The 16,418-nt window shown below is 55.6% G+C and carries 14 protein-coding genes; 4 read left to right on the forward strand and 10 right to left on the reverse strand.

All coding sequences use genetic code 11. The annotated features are described in order from the left end of the window. Positions 1-61 precede the first annotated feature (61 nt). Positions 62-772 (forward strand): response regulator transcription factor, encoded by a 711-nt coding sequence (locus QUD59_RS08835; protein ID WP_286240915.1) that lies wholly within the window; start codon positions 62-64, stop codon positions 770-772. Next, positions 769-2,139, forward strand: a complete 1,371-nt coding sequence (locus QUD59_RS08840) for a sensor histidine kinase (protein WP_286240916.1) — start codon at positions 769-771, stop codon at positions 2,137-2,139. The genes QUD59_RS08835 and QUD59_RS08840 overlap by 4 nt, the downstream gene beginning before the upstream one ends. Here QUD59_RS08840 and QUD59_RS08845 read toward each other — a convergent pair. From QUD59_RS08845 to QUD59_RS08890, 10 genes are all read right to left on the reverse strand, one after another. Next, positions 2,133-3,455 carry an N-succinylarginine dihydrolase gene (locus tag QUD59_RS08845; protein WP_286240918.1) on the reverse strand — a complete coding sequence of 441 codons (1,323 nt, stop codon included), beginning with the start codon at positions 3,453-3,455 and terminating at the stop codon, positions 2,133-2,135. The two genes, QUD59_RS08840 and QUD59_RS08845, sit on opposite strands and share 7 nt — an antisense overlap. Continuing rightward, complete coding sequence (astD, locus tag QUD59_RS08850; RefSeq protein WP_286240919.1) at positions 3,452-4,948, reverse strand: succinylglutamate-semialdehyde dehydrogenase; 1,497 nt, start codon at positions 4,946-4,948, stop codon at positions 3,452-3,454. Before astD ends, QUD59_RS08845 begins: the two co-directional genes overlap by 4 nt. Continuing rightward, entirely contained in the window at positions 4,945-5,979 is a 1,035-nt protein-coding gene (astA, locus tag QUD59_RS08855) for an arginine N-succinyltransferase (protein WP_286240922.1), read from the reverse strand. The genes astD and astA overlap by 4 nt, the downstream gene beginning before the upstream one ends. 23 nt (positions 5,980-6,002) lie before the next feature. Further along, the gene (locus QUD59_RS08860; protein WP_286240923.1) at positions 6,003-6,806 is read right to left on the reverse strand and encodes a DUF1338 domain-containing protein; all 804 of its coding nucleotides are present in this window, start codon (positions 6,804-6,806) and stop codon (positions 6,003-6,005) included. Then, positions 6,803-8,077: a hydrolase gene (locus QUD59_RS08865; protein ID WP_286240924.1), complete on the reverse strand. Its 1,275-nt coding sequence runs from the start codon at positions 8,075-8,077 to the stop codon at positions 6,803-6,805. The genes QUD59_RS08860 and QUD59_RS08865 overlap by 4 nt, the downstream gene beginning before the upstream one ends. Positions 8,078-8,093: 16 nt before the next feature. Further along, positions 8,094-9,308 (reverse strand): aspartate aminotransferase family protein, encoded by a 1,215-nt coding sequence (locus QUD59_RS08870; RefSeq protein ID WP_286240925.1) that lies wholly within the window; start codon positions 9,306-9,308, stop codon positions 8,094-8,096. A 110-nt stretch (positions 9,309-9,418) separates the two neighbouring features. Beyond that, positions 9,419-11,536 carry a sensor domain-containing protein gene (locus QUD59_RS08875; protein WP_286240926.1) on the reverse strand — a complete coding sequence of 706 codons (2,118 nt, stop codon included), beginning with the start codon at positions 11,534-11,536 and terminating at the stop codon, positions 9,419-9,421. Positions 11,537-11,992: 456 nt separating this feature from the next. Continuing rightward, entirely contained in the window at positions 11,993-12,331 is a 339-nt protein-coding gene (glnK, locus tag QUD59_RS08880; protein ID WP_286240927.1) for a P-II family nitrogen regulator, read from the reverse strand. Between the two features lie 198 nt (positions 12,332-12,529). After that, positions 12,530-13,786 carry an ammonium transporter gene (locus tag QUD59_RS08885; RefSeq protein WP_286240929.1) on the reverse strand — a complete coding sequence of 419 codons (1,257 nt, stop codon included), beginning with the start codon at positions 13,784-13,786 and terminating at the stop codon, positions 12,530-12,532. A gap of 38 nt (positions 13,787-13,824) precedes the next feature. Further along, complete coding sequence (locus QUD59_RS08890) at positions 13,825-14,163, reverse strand: P-II family nitrogen regulator (protein WP_286240930.1); 339 nt, start codon at positions 14,161-14,163, stop codon at positions 13,825-13,827. A gap of 290 nt (positions 14,164-14,453) precedes the next feature. Between QUD59_RS08890 and QUD59_RS08895 the strand changes: the two genes are divergently transcribed. Both QUD59_RS08895 and QUD59_RS08900 read left to right on the forward strand, forming a co-directional pair. Then, complete coding sequence (locus QUD59_RS08895) at positions 14,454-14,708, forward strand: accessory factor UbiK family protein (RefSeq protein WP_286240931.1); 255 nt, start codon at positions 14,454-14,456, stop codon at positions 14,706-14,708. Between the two features lie 36 nt (positions 14,709-14,744). After that, on the forward strand, positions 14,745-16,391 hold the full coding sequence (locus QUD59_RS08900; RefSeq protein ID WP_286240932.1) for a diguanylate cyclase domain-containing protein: 1,647 nt from the start codon (positions 14,745-14,747) through the stop codon (positions 16,389-16,391). Positions 16,392-16,418: the final 27 nt, after the last annotated feature.

The raw sequence follows: 16,418 nt of genomic DNA on the forward strand, positions 1-16,418 counted from the left end.
GTTTTGACGCTAAAAGCTCTATCATTTTTGCTGAGAGAAAGCATAAACAGGTGGCGAGAGAATGAGTGATAAACAGCGGTTACTGATGGTCGATGATGATGTGGAGCTCTGTGAGCTGATCGGTGACTACCTCAGCCATGAAGGTTTTACTCTGGAGTTTGCCCATGATGCTGAGCAGGCCTGTGAGCGGCTGAAGCGCGCCGATCGCTACCTGCTGATGATTCTGGATGTGATGATGCCGGGTAAAAGCGGGCTCGAACTTTTGCAGCAGATCCGTCCGCAGATTCAGCTACCGGTGATTATGCTCACCGGACGGGGCGAGGATATAGACCGTATTCTGGGTCTGGAGATGGGCGCAGATGACTACCTCAGTAAACCCTGTAATCCCCGTGAACTGCTGGCGCGAATCCGGGCTGTGCTGCGTCGTGCAGAACCGCAGCAACGCACCACCTTGTTTCCGGATGCACCGGTGTCGATGAGCGGAGTCAGCCTTGATCCGGGTGTGCGTGAGGTGCGGGTGGCTGATGAGCAGGTTGAACTGACCGGTACCGAGTTCAATGTGCTGGCCTACCTGCTTGCCAATGCCGGTAGTGTGCTGGAAAAAGAGCAGCTCACAGAGCTGGTACTGCATCGCAAACTGGCCGCATATGATCGGGCGATCGATGTACACGTGAGTCGGGTGCGGCAGAAGCTGGGTCGTCTGCTGCCCGGGCGTGAACTGATTAAAACTGTGCGTGGTGTTGGTTACCAGTTTATAAAGGATGATCTATGAAGTGGTATAAGCGCCTGTTCTGGAAGGTTTTCGCGGCGATATGGTGTGTCAGTTTTCTGGTGTTACTGGCGACGGTTTGTGTCGTCGCCACCATGACCGAGCAGGATCGTTTCAAAGAGGTGGTTACCGCCCGGGCTGAAGGCTATGCGGAATTAATGATCGGGCGTTATGAACGTACAGGGTTTCGGAGTCAGTTGCCCAAACTGCCACGCAAATATAAGGAGCACGACGATGATGACGATGACCATAAGCGTGATGACCATCGTTCACGCCACCCGGACCGGAAACGGGATAGCTGGCTGAACATCGCGGAACGGGTATATATCACGGATGTTGAGCTGGGCCGAAAGGTCGTTGGTTTTCAGAACTTTAATCCTGAGCCGGAGGAGCTGTACCGGTTTGTTATGAGCTCAGAATCCGGGCGCCTGTATCAGGTGGATCTGGATCTGCGCTGGGATCGCTCTCCGTTTGCGCATCTGATGAGCCGCATCCTGTCAGTACAACTGGTACTGATACTGCTTGTTTCGGGGCTGGGTGCATTGCTGGTGTCGGCCATCATTGCCCGGCCGCTGAAGCTTCTGCGGGAGCATACCCAGGCGATCTACCGTGGCGAACTGGATACCCGGACCGATGAAAAGCTGCGCCAGCGTGGTGATGAGCTGGGCGAGCTGGCCCGGGATTTCGATCGGATGGCCGATTACGTGCAGCAGACACTGACCTCGCATCAGCGCCTGATGCAGGATGTTTCTCATGAGCTGCGGGCACCGCTGGCCCGGTTGCAGGCTGCTGCCGGGATCGCCGAACAGCGACTGGGAGAAGATGATAAAGCGGTCGCCAGAATTATCCGTGAGTGTCAGCGGCTGGATCAGCTCATTGGCGAAATTCTCTCACTCTCCCGTCTGGAGCAGATGGAGGTCTCAGGAGAGGGGATCGCCCTGAGTCAGTTTCTCGGTGAGTTACTGGGGGATGCCCGTTTCAGCCATCCACAGCGTGATTTTTCGCTGGTCGTACATTCCGAGTGTGAAGTACGGGTGAATGAGAAACTGCTGGAGAGGGCGCTGAATAATATTCTGGGCAACGCCTGTAAACATACACCGCCGGAGAGCGCCATAGAGCTGAGTGTGAGCTGTGCCTCGCAGTGCGAGATCCGGATTCGGGATCATGGCCCCGGGGTAACGGAAGAGCAGCTCAGCAAACTCTGTGATCCGTTCTATCGGGGTTCAAGTCAGTCCGAAGGTTACGGTCTGGGGTTAAGTATTGCCTCGCGGGCCATACAGCGTCTGGGTGGGAAACTGACGCTGGCCAATCATCCTGAAGGGGGGCTGGAAGTCCTGATCCGGGTGCCTGCGGCAGTTAAGGCTCAGTGATAAAGTTCGGGTAGCTGCAGGATCAGGTTGAGTTCGCTCAGCGCCTGCGCGATCTCCTCCACCAGTTGGGGGTCGCGCAGATCATCAGCACAGAGCCGGTCCCGGTAGTGCTGTTCAATCCAGCTTTGCAACGCCTGATAACGTTCTTCATTGATCAGGATGCCCGGCGCGACCCGCGATAACTCCTGCTCTCGCAGGGGGATAGCCAGACGTAAGCAGGCGGGGCCGCCGCCATTGTTCATACTTTGCCTGAGGTTAAAAAAGCGCACCTCGCTGACCGGGTTATCCTCTGCCAGAATGCGCTCGCAGATGGCCGCAGTCACCGGATCCTGATGGCTCTCTTCAGGGGCGATCAGTAGCAGGCTGCCATCTGTCAGCGTCACCAACTGGCTGTTAAACAGATAAGTTTTCACCGCCTGACTCAGGCTTAACTCTTTCTGGCTGACCTCGAAAATGCTCAGCGGGGCTTGCCAGTGCCGGGTTTGCTGACGCAGTGTCTTCAGTACCTCCGCCTGCTCGGAAAAGGCCTGCTGGTGCAGCAGCAGGAAATTTTCATGGCCCACCGCCACCACATCATTATGAAAAGCGCCGGCATTGATCGCGTCCGGATTCTGTTGCACCAACAGCGCCCGTTCGGGTGGTATCCGGTGACGGCGAATCAGACTGTTGCTGGCGAGTTTGCTCTGTCGTGCCGGGAAATGGTCGGGCCCGCTTTGCTGATCGCTGCGGCCATAGATAAACAGGTTCAGGGAATGACCGGTGGCGGGGTCGCTGAGCCGGGTATGGTTAGCCGCTCCTTCATCGGCAAAACTGTTCTGAGCCGGAAGTGGAGGGTGTACCTGAAAAAATTCAGGGTCGGAAAAGCAGCGCCGGAAGAATTGCAGGTTAAAAGGTGCTTCCAGTGAACGGTGCAGGCCGCTGACCAGATTCGCCGGGGAGATCTGGACTTTGCCACTCAGGCTGTCGCAGGCAGGTGTGATGGTGGCGGCATTGGCGGCCCACATGGAGGAGGCGGAATAACAGGCTTCCAGCAGCCGCGGTGACTCTTTATATGCTTGTTCAAGCAACGCTGCTGTTGTGCCGCGAAAGCCGGCTGCATACAGCAGGGAGAGCTGCGGGCGCGGCTGTGGTGGCAGAATGCCCTGAGCAAGTCCCAGTTGATGCAGGGCATGCATCTTCTCCAGCCCCTGAAGTGCTGCGCTGCGGGGGTTGGATATCTGACCACGATGTAGCGCAGAAGCCAGATTACCCTGCGCCAGCCCGCCGTAGTTATGGTTAGGGCCAACCAGCCCGTCCAGATTCAGAACCCGGGTCATACCCGGCCCCAGATATGTTCATCCAACTGGATGCCCGGCGCCAGTTTGTCTGGCAGTTCCATCTGTTCTGATTGCAGCGAAGCCACCGGATAAGCGCAGTAATCAGCGGCGTACCATGCGCTGGGCCGGTGGTTGCCACTGAGGCCACCGCCGCCAAAGGGGCGGGCACTGGACGCGCCGGTCAGCGGGCGGTTCCAGTTGATCAGGCCGGCACGCACATGGCGCTGGAAATACTCGAATACCTGCGGGTCATCACTCAGTACTCCGGCGGAGAGTCCATATCGGGTGTTATTGGCCATTTCGGTGGCCTGTTGCAGGCTGTTAACCCGATAGACCTGCAGCAATGGGCCGAAGTACTCCTCGTCATCCGGGTGTTCGATGGCGCTGCAGTCGAGCAGTCCGGGCGTCAGCAGGGCACCCCGGTCGGTGAAGCGTTGCATGCTGACCAGCGGCTCGGCTCCCTGATCCAGCAGTTTGTTCTGGGCGTGGAGCATCTGGGTCATGGCGCTCTGACTGATCAGGGAACCCATAAACGGGGCTGGCTGCTGGTTGTAGAGCCCGACAGCGATATGGCTGACAGCATTTTGCAGGGCCTGAAGAAACTGATCGCCCTCGTCCCCTTTAGGTACCAGTAAGCGTCGGGCACAGGTACAGCGCTGCCCGGCAGTGATATAAGCCGACTGAAGTGTGTTATATACCGCTGCCGTGATATTTTTAGTGCGGGTAACCAGTAGCGGATTGTTACCCCCCATTTCCAGCGCAAGGATCTTCTCTGGCTGACCACCGAACTGCTGATGCAGGTAGCAGCCGGTGGCGGCACTGCCGGTAAAATAGAGCCCGTTGATATCCGGATGCGCGGCCAGCGCAGCGCCGGTCTCTTTACCACCCTGCAGCAGATTAAGCACACCATCGGGCAGATCGGCTTTCTGCCACAGATGAACCATTAACTCAGCGGTACGCGGTGTCAGTTCGCTGGGTTTAAGCACCACCGTATTACCCGCCAGCAGTGCCGGCATAATGTGTCCGTTGGGCAGGTGGCCGGGGAAATTGTAGGGGCCAAAAACTGCAACCACGCCATGGGGTCGGTGGCTCAGGAGTGAGCGTATTCCGTTACTGATGCTCTCTTCCTCCGGGCAGCGTTGCTCGTAAGCGCTGATGGTAAGGCCGGCTTTACCGCGCATGGCGGTTACTTCGGTAGCAGCTTCCCAGAGTGGTTTGCCGGTTTCCTGACCTATTGTGTCAGCCAGCAGGTCGCTGTATTCCAGCAGCAGGTCGCTGAACCGGTGCAGAAAGGCGGCCCGTTGATTCAGGGTCAGGTCGGCCCAGTGGGGAAAGGCTTCTGCGGCAGCAGTGACGGCTGCATTGACCTGCTGTTCATCGGCGGCATCGCCCTGCCAGATACGCTCTCCCGTACCGGGGTTGACGGACTCCAGAGAGTCGCCGCAGCCGGCTATCCATTCGCCGTTAATAAAATGGGTTGCCTGAGGTTTCATAGCTGCCTCCCTTTCAGTTCCACTAAACGGATGGTATCGCCCTCAATGATCTGTAACAGTTCAGCGGCCTCGGTGGATATCTCGGCGATGCCCTGACGCTGTACGATCGGGCAGATACAGCAGCGAAATTCCCGGGTACGGGTATTGCTGATCAGAAACAGGGGCTCGTTATCACTGAGGGGCTGGTTTAGCAGGCGAACTTTGGCGTAACGACTTTCACGTATTGCCCGGATCTTCTCCAGCGGGGCGGTGAGGGTCGGACCGGCATCAAAGATATCCACATAGTTCTCGAAGCGAAAACCTTCATTCTCGAGCATTCGCCGGGCCGGTTCGGTATTCGCGTGTACCCGGCCGATCACCGCCTGAGCCTCTTCCGGCAGCAGGTGTATGTAAATGCTGTATTTAGGCATCAGTTCGGCAATAAACACCTTGTTACCGGAACCTGTCAGGTAGTCAGCTTCGGAATAATCCATGGCAAAGAACTTCCGGCCAAGCCCCTCCCAGAAGGGGGAGCGGCCTTCCTCATCGGAGTAACCGCGCATCTCGGCGATCACTCTTGAGGCGAAGCGTTGCGGGTGTTCTGCCATAAACAGAAAACGGCTTTTCGACAGCAGGCTGCCGTTCTGGGAGTGGCGATGCTCTGGCTGCAGGTACAGAGTGCAGACTTCGCTGCAGCCGGTGTAATCGTTGCACAGATAGAGGGTTTTGAACTGGTTGTGGATATTCAGTTCACGGGAGGCGTGAACGACGGTGCCCATGCGATAGTGATACCAGGGCTCCCGCAAGCCAACGGCAGCCTCAATGCCGGTGGTGCCGACGACCTGATTGCTGTCTGAGTCGATCAGCACAAACAGGTAGCTTTCCGCTCCGGCTTGCTCAATCGCCTGCTCCATGGCGCTGCAACTGCGCTGGATTTTGGCTTCCAGCAGTTGTTGATTTTCCGGCAGAGAGGTGAAGCCGGGACCTGACTCTATCGCGATCTGGTGCAGTGTTTCCAGATCTTCGCTGGCGATGGGGCGGATAAAGTACATGACTCACCTCCTGTCTGCCGCTATTACCGGGTGTCGGTACTCTCGAATATTTTGTCCGCCGACGCGGTGACAAAACCCTGATAGAGGGTGCCATCGTCCAGCGGATAACGCCGGGCAAATTCGTAGTAACAGCCGGGAATTTCAGCTTCGCAATCGCTGAAATGAACGCTGACCGGGTTGGCCAGTGTTGACGACTGCTCCAGCCGTGCTTCCACGCTGCCTTTTATCTCACCGCCAGCCGTGTTCAGGCGGAAGCCTTTATCTTTGAGGAACTGATTAACCTCGCCGATGCTGTTGTGTGAGGTCAGCGCGTTAACGAAAATGGTGAAGTGATTAGGGCGGAACCCAAAGGCAGCGAGCCAGGCAGCGTATTCGCTCTGTTCCAGCAATTGCTGGTATTCCGTATAACTCAGATCCCAGGCCCGTCCGGAGTAACAGAGGTTATCTGCAACTAACTGCTCGGGTTCCAGTTCGGCGATCATATTGTGAATCAGTAACTGGCTATCGCTGCTGAGTGATTCCGTCATCAACTGGCTGATAAATACTTTGGGCAGGAGCGGGTCGCGATGCTGAAAGTGTTGTGCATAAAGCTGCTTGGCTTTGAAATGGTACTCCCCGGCCGGTTCATAACCCGCCTGAATAAACGGGCGGGCCATCTGCTCAATGTTCACCTCTTCCAGATCAAAGGTGCGCAGAGCGATATGATCATTGATCACCTGGTAGTTCAGGTCGCTGAACAACTGGTGGATCTGCCGGGCTTCGGGGTTCATGGCCAGATAATCCTGCCACATCGCCTCCAGCATCTCCGTTAGCTCAGACTTGTTCATGGTATTTCTCCTGATCGGGATGCCGGGGTGAAGGGCAGCCCGTTAGCCGCAATGCGGAATAGCAGTAGCGCGCTGAGTCTGGCACGTTCGGTGAGGCTGTCCAGATAGATAAATTCATCGGTGCTGTGGATAAAGTTGCCGGTGACGCCGAGTGTGTCGATGTTGGCCAGACCCGCGGCCGACAGGTTATTGCCATCACAGCAGCCTCCCGTGGCCTGCCAGTTAAGATCCTGGCCGAGATCCTTAGCGCAGTTCTGTACTAACTTGTAAAGCGCCAGGTGCTGCGCGTCAAGGTTCTTCGGTAGCCGGCCAAAGCCGCCGTGCAGTGCCAGATTGAAACCTTCATCGTGATTGTGCCGCAGAATCATCCCCTGCAGTTGCTGTTGACACCAGTCTGCATCGGCTTTGTTTTCGATGCGGATATTGAATTTCAGCACTGCCAGATCGGGCACTTTATTGGTGGTTTCGCCGCCTCGAATCATGCCGTTGTTGAGGGTTAGTCCGGGGCGGGCCTGATTCATGTTTTGCAGTTCAAGGGCCAGTTCGGCGGCCTTATTGATCGCATTGCGGCCCTGTTCAGGGTTGCGTCCGGCGTGGGCGGCGCGGCCACGAACGCAGAGGGTGAAATTGCCGCTGCCTTTGCGTTGCCCGGCAAGGTTTCCATCGGGCAGGGCCGGCTCGTAAATTAATCCAAGGTGATGTCTGCCGGCTTCGCTGGCAAGCAGGTCTGCCGAGCCCGGAGAGCCGATCTCTTCATCCGGGTTGAGTAGCAGTGTCCAGCCGACTTCAGTGCCTAGCGGGTGTGCTTCCAGTGCCTCCAGTGCGGAGAGTATGACCAGAATGCCGCCTTTCATATCCGCGGCTCCGGGGGCATTGAGACGGGCATGATCCAGACGGATTGCGTGCTGAAACGGACTCTCCGGAGGAAAGACCGTATCGGTGTGGCCGCAGAGCAGAATCTGACAGGGCGCATCCGGACGGCGCCGGAACCGCCACAGATCGCCCAGCGGCTGTTCAATGATCTCGCCGGAGAAGTCCATGCGCTGCCAGTGGGGCAGGGGCAAGCGTTCACAACTGTCGCTGATCGGTGCAAACCAGTGCGCACAGCGTTCGCCTGTCTGATTGATCCCGGCCGGGTTCAGTGAGCCGCTGTTAATCTCGACCAGTTCAATCAGTTGGTGTTCCCGCAGAGCCTGTTTTTCAGCCAGTTGCCGGAGCAGTAGCTGCTCCTGTTGTTCCAGATCCAGCGGGATATCGGTGAACGATTTCATGGCAAGGCCTCCGGCTTCAGGGTTCCTGCAGGAAGCGATGCATTGCCCGGCCGAAGCGTTGCAGCCCCTCATCGATATCGGCTTCGGGGATGATCAGCGAGGGTGCCAGACGGATCACATCCGGGCCGGCAATCAGCAACATAACCCCCTCCTCCTGAGCCAGCAGCAGTAACTGTTTGGCTTTGCCGAGGAGATCGGGCTTCAGCGCGCAGCCCAGCAACAGGCCCTGACCACGGAACTGATCAAAAACCGGGTATTGTTGGTTGAGTTGATTCAGTTGTTCACGAAACCTCTTTTCCCGACTGAGAACGCCATCGAGCACCGCTTCACTGTCGACCACCTGCAACAGGGCGCTGGCCACGGCGCAGCCCAGCGGGTTGCCGCCATAGGTGCTGCCATGGGTACCAAACTGGAAGGACTCGGCCACCTCGCTGCGGCAGAGCATGGCGCCGATCGGAAAGCCGCCACCCAGTGCTTTGGCGGTGGTCATAATATCCGGTATGACAGCGCTATGCTGATAAGCGTAGAGTTTGCCGGTACGCCCGACACCGGTCTGGATCTCATCAAAGATGAGCAGAGCACGGTAGCGGTCACAGAGCTCGCGCGCGGCCTGCAGGTATTCCTGACTGGCGGGAATGATCCCGCCCTCGCCCTGAATCGGCTCAATGACCAGCGCGCAGGTGCGTTCACTGATACTCGCTTCGAGTGCCGCGATATCGTTGAAGGGCAGATGCCGGATCCCACCGGGAACCGGCTCAAAGCCCTCCCGGTATTTCGCCTGACCACCGACGCTGACGGTGAACAGGGTGCGGCCATGAAAGCTGTTCTCACAGCTCAGAATCTCATGCTTCTGCGGCCCGCTGTGATCGTAGGCGTATTTGCGGGCCAGTTTGAAAGCGGCTTCATTGGCTTCTGCGCCGGAGTTCGCGAAGTAAACCCGCTCGGCGAAGGTTTTATCACACAGCAGTTGCGCCAGTTGCAGGGCGGGTTCGTTGGTCCAGACGTTGCTCAGATGCCAGAGCTTTTCTGCCTGTTGATGCAGTGCCTGAGTCAGTTCCGGGTGGCAGTGACCCAGAGCCGTCACGGCGATACCGCCGGCAAAATCGATATATTCACGGCCCGCCTGATCCCATACCCGCGAGCCCTGACCACGAACAGGGATGACCGGTAGCGGAGAATAGTTGGGCACCATGACCTGATTAAACAGTTCCCGATCGAGGGTGGGTGACATCGCTCGCCTCCTCTGCTGCATATAGAGGTAAGTTTAGACGCTTGCGGCGAACAGGGTAGAAAAGTCGCCCGCAAGGGGCGCTATGTTTTCAGCAAAGGTGGGTGCAGAGATTAGTTCAGCAGTGATGTATTCTGTCGCTGCGGCAGGATCTCACAGTTGCTCTCTTTGTAGCAGGCACCGCAGTAATGCTGACACTGACGGTAGCTGTTACAGAACGCTTCGAAGCTGGCTGGCCGGCTGATCAGAAAGCCCTGCAGCAGTGAACACTGATTGCGGTTGAGGAAACTCATCTGAGCTTCATTCTCGACTCCCTCCGCCACCACTTTAAGACCGAGCTGCTTGGTCATGGCGATAATGGTTGAGGTGATCGCCATATTGTCCCGGTCAGTGGGAATATCCTGCAAAAAAGAACGGTCAATCTTGAGCAGGTCTACCGGCATTTTCTTCAGATAGCTGAGTGAGGAGTAGCCGGTACCAAAATCATCAATCGCCAGACTGATGCCCATCTGTTTGATCCGGTGCAGCAGGTCGATCGCCGCCTGCATATCCTGCATCAGCATGCTTTCAGTGATCTCAAGCTCCAGCCAGCGGGGTTCCAGCCCGGAGAGCTGGAGGGCTTCTTCGATATAACTCAGCAGGTTGGGATCGTCGAACTGTCGGGTCGACAGGTTGACGCAGACCTTGATCGGCGGCAGCCCCATATCCTGCAGCTTGCGCGCAGCTTTACAGGCTTCCCGCAGTACCCAGCGCCCGATCGGGATAATCAGGCCGGTTTCCTCGGCATGGGGGATAAACTCCGAGGGAGGAATCGCGCCATCAATAGGGTGTTCCCAGCGCAGCAGGGCTTCCATGGCGGTGATCTTGCCGTCTTCAGCGCGTACCTGAGGCTGGAAGGCCAGTTGCAGTTGCTGGCTGTTCAGCGCATTACGCAGATCATGTTCGATACTCAGTGTGCGCTGTGCTTCCTCATCTAAACGCGGGGTATAGAAAGCATAGGTGTTGCGACCCTGTTTCTTGGCGTGGTACATGGCCAGATCCGCATTTCGCAGCAGGTCACTGGCGTCCTGACTGTCGAGGCCGATCAGGGTGATGCCGATACTGACGGTTACCCGGATTTCATGGGGGCCGATCTGAACCGGCTGGGACAGCAGATTCAGTACTTCGCGGGCCCGCTCGGTAATATGCTCCTGATCCCGGCAGTTGCGAAAAATCAGCGTGAACTCATCTCCGCCAAGGCGGAACACCGAGGTCTTCTGGCGGGTGCAGAAATTCAGACGTCCGGCGATGGTAGTGAGGAGGACATCGCCCGCTTCGTGGCCCATGGTGTCGTTGATCTGTTTGAAATGATCCAGATCGAGCAGCAGCAGGGCATGGACCCCCTGTTCCTGAGGGGAATGCAGGTACTGATCCAGAGCGCGGCGAAAACTGCGCCGGTTACCCAGATCAGTCAGGGGGTCAAAGTACGCCATCTTCTCCATCTGGGCGTCATGCTCTTTGATTTTGGAAATATCTTCACTGACTGAAACGAAATTGCTGATATTCCCGAGCTCATCATGAATCGGTGAAATGTTCTGCAGCGACCAGTAGGTGGTACCGTTTTTACGCTGATTCAGCAGAGTGCCACGCCAGGGCTGGTGGTTGAGAATGCTCGACCAGAGCTGGCGGTAGGTTTCATCATTGGTCTGAGCCGAGCGCAGAAAACTGGGGCGGCGACCCCGGATCTCATTCAGGGTGTAGCCGGTAATTTCACTGAACCGGCGGTTGGCATATTCGATCTGGCCCTGCCCGTTGGTGATGACGACTGCGCTGCCGGTATTGTCGACTGCGTTACGGAACACCCGGAGCTCGCGGGCCTGACGAGCGCCAAGGCTGGAGTTGCGCAGGGTCAGAAACAGGGCGCTGACGCCCTCGCTGAGTTCGATACGGCTGAGTTCCGTGCGCACCAGCAGTGGCTCATCAGAACTGGGTAGTAACAGGTGAGTCGCGTAATTTTCCTGCTGCTCACGCAGCAGTTTATCCAGATGGGGTTGCAAGGCCTGTCTGAAGTCTTCCGGAAGACAGTTGCCAGCCGGCTGATCGATACGGCTCCAGATCAGATTTTCAGCGCAGGGGTTGCAGTGGATGCAGTTCAGCTCCGGATCGAGCAACAGGATGCCCACTGAGGAATGGTGAAACCAATCCAGTGTCGGGGTGGTCGTGTTGTCAGAAAAAATGGGCGAGTCAGGCATCAATCACATCTTGGTTATTGCTGGGTTTCCGGATGGTTATTCTGCTTTAATTTTCGTTTGAATTGTAATGCCGGACCCCGAAGATTGTTTGAAGCTTGACTTGGATCAATAGCTGTTTGCGGGTGGTTTTTTTCTGAAATTAAAAGGTTTCTTTCACTAATTTAAGGATTTTTATAGGTTTTATTGATCTATTCAAACTGTGCTATAGCCCTTGGCGTTAAAAGCTATAAGATCGGCTTGTTTTTGCTTTTTGTTTGAATGCGGGGCGGGAACAAGGGCGGCTGTACTCTAAGCCGTATCGTGGATAAGCTCGGCCTTATTCAGCGGTGTGCTCTGTTAACGGTCAGGCAAGTGCAGTAAAAAAACAGGCGTTTCGGGGACGCTCTGGTACGTCCGGGAGGAGCGGAGGCAATAAAAAACGGCCCCGAAGGCCGTTTTTTTTTAAAGCGTGCTGAATCAGAGCGCGTCCGGGCCGCTTTCGCCGGTACGGATGCGGATAACCTGCTCCAGTGGTGCTACAAAAATCTTACCATCACCGATCTTGCCGGTATTGGCGGTTTTGCTGATCGCTTCGATAACCTGCTCAACCATATCGGCATCAACAGCAATCTCGATTTTTACTTTAGGCAGGAAATCCACCACGTACTCTGCACCACGGTACAGTTCGGTGTGACCTTTTTGACGTCCGAAGCCTTTCACCTCAGTGACGGTCACGCCCTGAATACCAATCTCAGAAAGCGCCTCACGGACATCATCCAGTTTAAACGGCTTAATCACCGCAGTGACCAGTTTCATAATGCTATTCCTCAGTCTGACCCGTCCTGTTGGTACTGAACCTCTGCGGACAGTTTTAACTATCGTGAATTATGCGCCCTAGTATACCTAGAAATACCTGACTTGGTATATGGGCTTGCTTCACCCTGTGATCGCATTTTGCCCTGAAAACAAAGAAAAAAGGGTGCCTGAGCACCCTTTTTCATCGCTTTTTTATTTTTATTTAGCGGATGTGAACTCTGGGTATGCTTCCATACCGCATTCAGAGATATCCACACCTTCGTACTCTTCTTCTTCAGTAACCCGGATACCCATGATCGCTTTCAGCGCCAGCCAAACGATCAGGCTGGTTACGAATACCCATACGAAGATGGTCAGAGCGCCGATGATCTGGCCAGCGAAGCTGGAGTCACCGTTAGTTACCGGTACCAGCAGCAGACCCAGCAGACCTACAACACCGTGTACAGAGATCGCACCGACCGGATCATCAATTTTCAGCTTATCCAGTGTCAGGATGCTGAAGACAACCAGAGCACCACCGATCGCACCGAACAGGGTAGCCTGCAGGGCAGATGGGGTAGACGGTTCAGCAGTGATCGCTACCAGACCTGCCAGCGCACCGTTCAGAGCCATGGTCAGATCCGCTTTGCCGAACAGCAGGCGAGCTACGATCAGGGCCGCAACTACCCCACCTGCGGCTGCAGCGTTGGTGTTCATGAATACCACGGCTACTGCGTTGGAGTTTTCAACATCGGAAGTTGCCAGTACGGAACCACCGTTGAAGCCGAACCAGCCCAGCCACAGTACGAAAGTACCCAGAGTTGCCAGCGGCAGGTTAGCACCCGGAATCGCGTTAACCGCACCGTCTTTGCTGTATTTGCCTTTACGGGCACCCAGTACCAGAACACCCGCCAGTGCTGCAGCAGCACCTGCCATGTGTACGATGCCGGAACCTGCGAAGTCAGAGAAGCCCAGATCGCCCAGAGTGTACATGCCAAATACCGCGTTGCCGCCCCAGGTCCAGGAACCTTCCATTGGGTAGATAACACCGGTCATCACGACTGCGAATGCCAGGAACGCCCACAGTTTCATGCGCTCAGCAACGGCACCGGAAACGATGGACATTGCGGTTGCAACGAATACCACCTGGAAGAAGAAGTCAGCAGATGGAGCATAGGTCGCAGGCTCTTCAGCACCGGTGAAACCGTCGCCGGTGATGCCGGACAGCAGGTAGTCACCGCCGTACATGATGGCGTAACCGCACACCAGATACATGATGCAGGAGATCGCGTACAGGGCGATGTTTTTAGTCAGGATTTCAGTGGTGTTTTTGGCCCGTACCAGACCCGCTTCGAGCATGGCAAAACCTGCTGCCATCCACATTACCAGCGCACCGCACACCAGGAAGTAGAAAGTATCCAGTGCGTACTTCAGCTGAGTTACATCAGCCGCTGTTGAGTTCAGAAGTTCTTCCATTGGGTAGTTCCTCCAGAAGCTATCAGTAAGTCAGTTAGTTAAAGTGCTTCAGCGCCGGTTTCACCGGTACGGATACGCACTACTTGTTCGATGCTGGTGACAAAAATCTTACCGTCACCGATTTTGCCGGTCTGGGCAGCGCTGCTGATCGCTTCTACTACCTGGTCGACGATGTCGCTGGATACTGCGGCATCAACACGTACTTTAGGCAGGAAATCCACCACGTATTCGGCGCCACGGTAGAGTTCGGTGTGTCCTTTCTGACGTCCGAAGCCTTTGACTTCTGTCACGGTGATACCCTGTACCCCGATCTCAGAAAGTGCTTCACGTACATCATCCAGCTTGAATGGTTTGATGACTGCGGAGACCATCTTCATTTTGTTATCCCCCATTGAGACAAATGCGTTTCTATTCCTGAATCGTTGAGCTTGACTGTCGTTTACGATTTCTGAGCATGGTTTAGCGAAGGCTGTGCCATGTTTTAAAATGCATTTAAAATCAATTTGTTACGATATCTTGCATGGAGCTGGTTAAAAATTGTGCTACAAATTAGGGCGCCGTGCGCTGCGCTGTTTTGATGCATGCACTGTTTTGGTGCCAGGTTGATCCGGTGGTGATTGTTGATATAGTGAACGTCTATTATCAGGTACATAAAAAGAGGCATAAAATGATCAATCCACAATTGATTGATGGCTTGACCGAGCAGTTCAATCAGTTACTTTCCGGCAGCCAGAAATTGCCCGGGCAGGATCAGATGAAAGAACAGATCAGAGCCATGTTACAGGGCACTTTTGACCGCCTCGATCTGGTCAGCCGCGAAGAATTTGATGCTCAGAAAGCCGTGCTGATGCGGACCCGGGAAAAGGTCGAAGCACTGGAAAAATTATTGCAGGAGCTGGAGAACAACTCCCCGGCATCATAAACCCCACCCAGTCCGTCGCTACGCGCAGGGGGCTCCATGGAAGATTTTGAACAGATTCTGTTTCAGCGATCGCCGCAGGCGGTATTTGTGACAGACCAGAATAACCGGATTATCAGCGCCAATGCGGCGTTTGAAGCGTTAACCGGCTATGGTTTTGCGGAGGTGGCGGGGGAAGAGCCCGGTATTCTCTCTGCGGACCGGAGTAACGACCGGTTTAACTCGGAGATCTGGCTGAACCTGAGTAATGAAGGTGTCTGGCAGGGCCAGATCTGGTGTAAACGCAAAGATGGCACCGTCTTTCCGGGCTGGTTCAACATTATCCGCGAGGAAAATACGCTCGGCCTGCTGAAAGGTTACCTGGTACAGTTTTTCGACCTCAGTATGATCCAGTCGGAGCTCAAACCCCTGACCCATCAGGCCCGCTACGATGAGCTGACTCAGTTACCCAACTGGGAGATGTTTCAGGATATTCTGGATAAGCAGATCGACCGTTGCCGGGAAGCTAAAGAGCAACTGGCGGTGATGCTGGTCGATCTCGACCGTTTCAAATGGATCAATGACAATCTGGGCCGCAGCGTCGGCGATAATCTGCTTAAAGAGGTCGCGCGTCGGCTTGGCTCTGTGGTGCGTGGCGAAGATGCTCTTGCTCGTCTGAGCAGTGATGAGTTTGTGATGGTCCTGCCGAGTAAGGATGGGGTGGAATCCGCGATTAAAGTGGCACAGCGGGTGGTTGAGCAGCTCTCTCACGGTATCTTTGTGGATCATCGGGAGATCTTTGTCAGTGGCAGTGTTGGTATTGCGCTGTATCCGGAACATGGTGAGCAGTCCAAGCAACTGGTGAAAAAAGCCGATGTGGCGATGTATGCGGCGAAGCAGGGAGGGCGGAACACCTTCCGTGTATACAGTGAGCTGATGGAACGCAGCAAAGGCCCGCAGATTCTGCGTGAAGAGGATCTGTGCAAAGCGCTGGTCAGCAGCGAAGTCGGTATGACCTTTCTGCCGGTGTACAGTATCTACAGCCATCGGGTGGTGGCGGTGCATGCACGGCCGAGCTGGGCACATCAGGAACTGGGCCAGATTCCGCTGGCGGATTTCGCGGCATTGTTACAGAGTTCGGAATCACTGAAGCTGTATGAAGACTGGCTGGATCAGGAGTTGCTCTCCCTGAGTGTAATCTGGGAGCGCTTCCCCGGCCTGCGCTTTATCTCTTTCCGTCTGGAAAATCAGCAACTGCAAAGTAAAGAAAGTGTGCAGCGCTGGGTGGCACAGTTAACCCAGTATCAGATGGCAGGACAGATGATGGTCGATGTGGACCTGCAGACAGCGCTCGAACGTGAAGGGGCGCTGTTTGACCTGCTGAGCAGTGATGCACTGCTTTCGGTCAGCGGTTTTGCCTGCGAAAGCCCGCTGATGGAACAGCTAAAAGAAGTTCAGCCTGATCTGATCAAGCTGGATGCGGATCTGGTCACCACCATGAGTAGTGATGAGAACCGGCAAAAGATTATCGACAGCGTTCTGGATATGGCAGAACGACTGGAGATTGAGGTGCTGGCTGACGGCGTGGCCAGTGCCGGTGCCCGGGGCCAGTTAATGGGGCAGGGCTGTATGCTGATGCAGGGACGTTATTTCGGTATGCCGCTGTCGCTGGAGCAACTGCTGCAGCATCTGGCCGTAGAACACTAACACTCAGCCCGTCCCGACGGGGCGAAG

This window comes from Neptuniibacter halophilus (assembly GCF_030295765.1).
GTDB lineage: Bacteria > Pseudomonadota > Gammaproteobacteria > Pseudomonadales > Balneatricaceae > Neptuniibacter > Neptuniibacter halophilus.

Coding starts and splice junctions, on each gene's coding strand:
- QUD59_RS08900 (WP_286240932.1), top strand. CDS start 14,745: ATGGAAGATTTTGAACAGATTCTGTTTCAGCGATCGCCGCAGGCGGTA.
- QUD59_RS08835 (WP_286240915.1), top strand. CDS start 62: ATGAGTGATAAACAGCGGTTACTGATGGTCGATGATGATGTGGAGCTC.
- QUD59_RS08895 (WP_286240931.1), top strand. CDS start 14,454: ATGATCAATCCACAATTGATTGATGGCTTGACCGAGCAGTTCAATCAG.
- QUD59_RS08870 (WP_286240925.1), bottom strand. CDS start 9,308: ATGTCACCCACCCTCGATCGGGAACTGTTTAATCAGGTCATGGTGCCC.
- glnK (WP_286240927.1), bottom strand. CDS start 12,331: ATGAAACTGGTCACTGCGGTGATTAAGCCGTTTAAACTGGATGATGTC.
- QUD59_RS08875 (WP_286240926.1), bottom strand. CDS start 11,536: ATGCCTGACTCGCCCATTTTTTCTGACAACACGACCACCCCGACACTG.
- astA (WP_286240922.1), bottom strand. CDS start 5,979: ATGTACTTTATCCGCCCCATCGCCAGCGAAGATCTGGAAACACTGCAC.
- QUD59_RS08840 (WP_286240916.1), top strand. CDS start 769: ATGAAGTGGTATAAGCGCCTGTTCTGGAAGGTTTTCGCGGCGATATGG.
- QUD59_RS08885 (WP_286240929.1), bottom strand. CDS start 13,786: ATGGAAGAACTTCTGAACTCAACAGCGGCTGATGTAACTCAGCTGAAG.
- QUD59_RS08845 (WP_286240918.1), bottom strand. CDS start 3,455: ATGACCCGGGTTCTGAATCTGGACGGGCTGGTTGGCCCTAACCATAAC.
- QUD59_RS08860 (WP_286240923.1), bottom strand. CDS start 6,806: ATGAACAAGTCTGAGCTAACGGAGATGCTGGAGGCGATGTGGCAGGAT.
- QUD59_RS08865 (WP_286240924.1), bottom strand. CDS start 8,077: ATGAAATCGTTCACCGATATCCCGCTGGATCTGGAACAACAGGAGCAG.
- QUD59_RS08890 (WP_286240930.1), bottom strand. CDS start 14,163: ATGAAGATGGTCTCCGCAGTCATCAAACCATTCAAGCTGGATGATGTA.
- astD (WP_286240919.1), bottom strand. CDS start 4,948: ATGAAACCTCAGGCAACCCATTTTATTAACGGCGAATGGATAGCCGGC.